The following is a 4,849-nucleotide window of genomic DNA, read 5'->3' as shown; positions in this document are numbered from 1 at the left end:
ATTTCCGCCTTACTTTTCCTAAGCGTGTTAGCGTTTGTCTATCACGTCTTGGTTGTCGCATGGTTGCGTCCACCCGAAGTCGAACGTGTCGTATTGGCGCCCGCGCGTGAGTTCAAAGTCGGCGACACGCTTGCCGATTTGTTTCCCGAGGGAGCATGGCAGCGAGAAAAATGCAAACGCTTGCAGACCGCTGATGGGATGTTGCTATTCCAGAACTGGGAACAGAGCAGTCCGGACCAGTGGAAATTGTGGCCGATGACTGTCGTGATCGGTCGCGGCATGAAAAGTTCCACTAGCGAATCCCCGGTGGTGATCGAGGCCAACGAAGGCGCTGAGATCAAGTTCACCGGTTCGCTTGATGTGATGAGTGGTGGCGCGCCGCCGATTCAACGAGGCCGGATGATGGGCGTCGTCCAAATCACCCGTCAAAATCCGACCACGCCCAGCCAATCGCTGTCGATACGTACGGCGAACGTTGGCATCGACAACCAAAAAATTTGGACGACCGAAGCGATCCAAATGAATCTCGGCAAAGCCCGCATGCTGGGCCGCGATTTGACCATTCATTTAGCGACTAACACGTCCGCGCCGATGGCAGCGAGCGGCAAGACCGCCGTGTTGGACCGCATGGAACTGATCTATTTGGAAGAGTTTCGGATGCCGCTGGAGAACGGAGGGCTGTGGCCTGCGGCGACCACAACCGCACCGCCGCAGAACAACGTGCCGGTCGACCCGACATCGATGTTGACGCAAATCGGCGGCGCGACAGCGCCGACGACGGATGCGACCGCCGAAATCCAACTGCAGTGTGACGGTCGGCTCGAATACGATTTTGCAATCGATCAATTGATGCTCCGCGATTCGGTGTCTCTGATCCATCAGATCGACGGTGCAAAAACAGACCGGTTCGATTGTGACACCATCGAATTGACCTTTCGCGATCCAAGTAACAAGTCGATCGTTCGTACCTCGGCACTCGATTGGCTACACCGCATCAAAGCGACCGGCGCCCCTTTGGCGGCGCGACTGCCCAATTTGGACTTAGAGATCTATGCAGGTCAAATTGATATGCAAGCGAGCAAAGGACTCGTCCGTGCCGACGGGATCCAGGGCATCGAAGTGCACCGCGGCGGAATCCACGCACGACTCGAAAGCATCGTCTACCAATTTGATCCGGCATCGCCTGGGACGCTCGGCGCCATTGACGCTCGCGGTATCGGTATCGTCACGCTCGATACTCCCGACGTGCCATTGCGACGTATTCAGTGGCGTGAAGGTTTCAAAATGCAACCCCTCGGTCCGATCCGCAAAGATTCGATCGACAGCAACATCGGTTTCTGGATCGATGGCGAAGTCAAGATGGCGTTGACCGATGGAGGCGAATTCCAATCCGATTCGGTCGAAGGCGTGCTGAAGCCCGATCCTCGTAAAACCGCGAACGACGATGGCAACGCGATGATTCCCGAACAGCTCGCGGCGTTAGGCAACGTGCACCTTGACACCTCGTCGATTCAAGCTGACACGGATCAATTGCGATTGTTTTTTGTCGAACCGGAGCCAAAAAACATTGGCATGATTGAAGGCAATTCCGAAGAAGCGCCCAGCTCGATCCGCCAATTGGTAAAGCAGCCCGAACCGGGCACCACCACCACGCAGGTTCCCGTTGCTCGGTCGCGTCCGTCGGTCCAGGGCAACACGATCACCGCCAAGTTGGTTCTCGACGATGGGGGCGTGCACGCCCAAGACCTGAGTGTCGTGGGGTCCGTTCATCTGACGCATACCGTTCAATTGGGTGGGCAACCGATGCTGGCCAAATTAACAGGCGAACAGCTTCGTTTGATTGACGGGGGCGGCGAAGATGTGTTGCAATTGGGCAGCGGCGTGGGTGCTCCCGCACGCTTTGAAATTGGCGACGGTTATTTTGTGGGCCCATTGATTCAGATCCGTCCGAGCGACAACATCATTTGGATCAACGAAGCGGGTGAGTTCCGTATCCCGTCGCAAGCGTTGCCGAACGATCTGGCAGACGGTTTAACAGGCGGCTCGGCTGGCACCGCAGCAGGGACAAGCAACACCGCCACGCGTGCATCGCAACCTAGTGGTGCAGAAAGCAAATTGACGTGGACCGAACCGCCGCTGTGTCGATGGCAAGGCGAAATGGTGTTTGATGGAAAAACGGCCACGCTGACCGATGGAGTCGAGATCACCGCATCGCTGGTCAATGGCCGTGAGCCGTGGGATGTCCACGTCGCCGGCGATCGCATGGAGATCATCTTGCATGACGGGGTGCAAGTCCGCGACCTCAAAACGATGAAGACGGCAACGGTCCAGCGAATCGACTTGTTGCAAAGTGATTCACGTCCGCTGATGATCCAAGCCGTGCAGCGTGCTCCCGACGGGTTGACCGAATCGAAACATCTGCTGCACGCCGAGAAGTTGACTCTGGTTCCATCAGGCGGCGGCAAGCTATTTGGTGCCGGCCCGGGATGGTACCGCTGCTGGACACGCGGCGATCAGAGCGGTTTGAAACCGGGTGGCTCTGCCAAACCCACGGTGCCAAGCAATCTGTTGACCGGCATCCATCTGATTTTTAACGATACGATGCAAGGCGACATCTTGAACAAGTCGCTTGACTTCATGCGAGGCGTTCGTGTGGGCGTTCGCGACGTTGCGAGTTGGGACGATACGTTTGACGCACAGACGATGGATGCGCTGTCGGCCGGCCAAACGACGCTGGATTGCGACCATCTACGAATCGGGATTTCGCCCGAGGCCGCCAATAGGCCTTCGCTCGCGGGATTGCCAACGCCCTGGGAAACCGAAGCCGTCGGCGGCGTGATTTTCCGCACTCGCAATGAACGTGGATTGTTGGAATGCAGTGCAACGCGAGCCGCCTATTCGGCAGCCAAGGACATGTTCACGATGCACGGAGCACCCAACCGTCCAGCGTTATTTCGTCAACAACTTCCCGATGGACAACCCGGGCCCGAGGGAGCGGTGAAATCGATGTCGCTAAAGTTGAAGACGATGGAAGTCGAAAACCTGCAACTTGAACGACTCAGCATCGCGGCGCCCCCCGGAATGGCCGCCCCGCAATAGTCGCTGATTGCTCCGCGATCATGGCGCTGGATCGTTCGGGACGCGCGATTCATTCAATGACGGCTTTCCGCTACCGCGGTGATCGGCTCGCACGCCCAATGTCATCTACTTTCGTAGTGGGACTCGCCAGAGTTCCTGGTGTTTCAACAGCAAAGATGGGAATTCTGGCGAATCCCACTACTTGACCATCCCCCAATGGCTACCAAAGTAGATGGCATTGCTCGCACGCCCCCGCGTGATCCACAGCGATGCAACCGCGAATTCCTCCCTTTCGGTGGTCGACGCGTTTTTGTTATTCCCCAAAGGACAAGAACTTTATTTCCTCCTCGACCGGAAAAAACAAATGCGTCCAATTTCGAGCCTATCGCTTTTCGTCGGCGTTTGTTGCAGTGCCATTTTTATCAGCGGAACCCAAGCGGGACCTCCGAATTTGATGAACATGTTTCGTTCGGGTCCGAACGTGGAAGCCGAGGCGGATGCCGAATATGTGCTTTCCGAAGAGGATGGTCCTTGGATGATCTTGGCATCGACGTGTGTCGGCGAGGGTTCCAAAGCACGTGCTCATCGATTGGCGTTTGAAATTCGCCGCGACTTGAAATTGCCTGCGTTTATTTATCGCGAGAAGTTTGATTTTACTCACGGCCCCAATACTCCTGCGTCATCAGGTCGTCGGGTGCGTTACGCGAACGAATACCAATACGAAGCCTATGCCGTGTTGGTAGGCGAATATGACCGCGTTGAAAACGAGAGCATTGACCACGATCTGCAAGTTTTGAAGACGGCTCGATTGCCGATTTTCGAAGATCGAAAAGAGATCGAAAAAGAAACCAGCACCGCCACGCCTGTGACAACGGTACGGGCAATGACACGCAAGTTTTTGGAGCGTAAGAACGACAAATCACTCGGCCCCATGGCGAATGCTTTTGTCACTCGCAACCCAATGTTGCCGGCAGAATACTTTGATGCACCCGAGATCGATTCGTTCGTTCAGCAACTCAACGAAGACAAAGATTACAACCTGCTCACTTGCAAAGGCAAATACACCGTCGTTGTGGCCACGTTCGAAGGCTTGGGAACGATCGTCGACGGACACAAAGAAAAAGAATTTGTTCCCAGTGGAAAACGACTTGATAAAATGGCCTCCGACGCAGGCAAGATGGTCGCCGAGCTTCGCAAAAATGGTGTCGAGGCGTACCAGTTCCACGACCGCACACGATCGCTAGTGACGATCGGCAGCTTCCCTGAACTGGGACGTTCGCTGCCGGACGGCAAGTTCGAGTATGCTCCGGAAATTCGCCGAGTGATGGAAACGTACCGCGCGTTCAACTCCCAGAAAGCTCGCTACGTCCCCGAACGCAACGGCGTTGCGGTCCATCACGCCGCGTTGATCCCGTTTGATGTCAATCCCGCTCCGATCGCAGTCCCACGAACATCGAAACGCAGTCTGTACAGTGCCGCATTGGGTCGCTAATTCGCCAAGCGACCGGGCTGATCCAGTAGTGGAATTCGCCAGAATCCCCAATTTGAGTAGTGGAATTCGCCAGAATTCCCAGCGTTATTGTTGACGCACCAGGAACTCTGGCGAGTCCCACTACGTAAATCGATCGCATTGGACAAAACGCTTGGCGTCTTTTTGATTTATTGAGCCGCTTGCGCGTCCGGGGCTGGGGATAATGCACGACCCGGTGCCTTACGAGAATATCCGGCTTAGGCCAGAGGCCGACACAATGACTGTGTAATTGTGCCGGCC

The 4,849-nt window shown here is 55.8% G+C and carries 2 protein-coding genes; both read left to right on the top strand.

Annotated features, from left to right (window positions below; translation table 11 throughout):
- On the top strand, nucleotides 1-3,099 hold a 3,099-nt coding region (locus RMSM_RS41265; RefSeq protein ID WP_160168363.1), incomplete at its 5' end, for a hypothetical protein.
- Nucleotides 3,100-3,442: 343 nt separating this feature from the next.
- Entirely contained in the window at nucleotides 3,443-4,570 is a 1,128-nt protein-coding gene (locus RMSM_RS24330; protein WP_040769260.1) for a hypothetical protein, read from the top strand.
- The last annotated feature ends 279 nt before the right edge of the window (nucleotides 4,571-4,849 follow it).

Source organism: Rhodopirellula maiorica SM1 (assembly GCF_000346295.1).
Lineage (GTDB): Bacteria > Planctomycetota > Planctomycetia > Pirellulales > Pirellulaceae > Novipirellula > Novipirellula maiorica.
The sequence above is the reverse complement of the archived record's forward strand: the minus strand, read 5'-3'. Positions and strand labels throughout refer to the sequence as shown.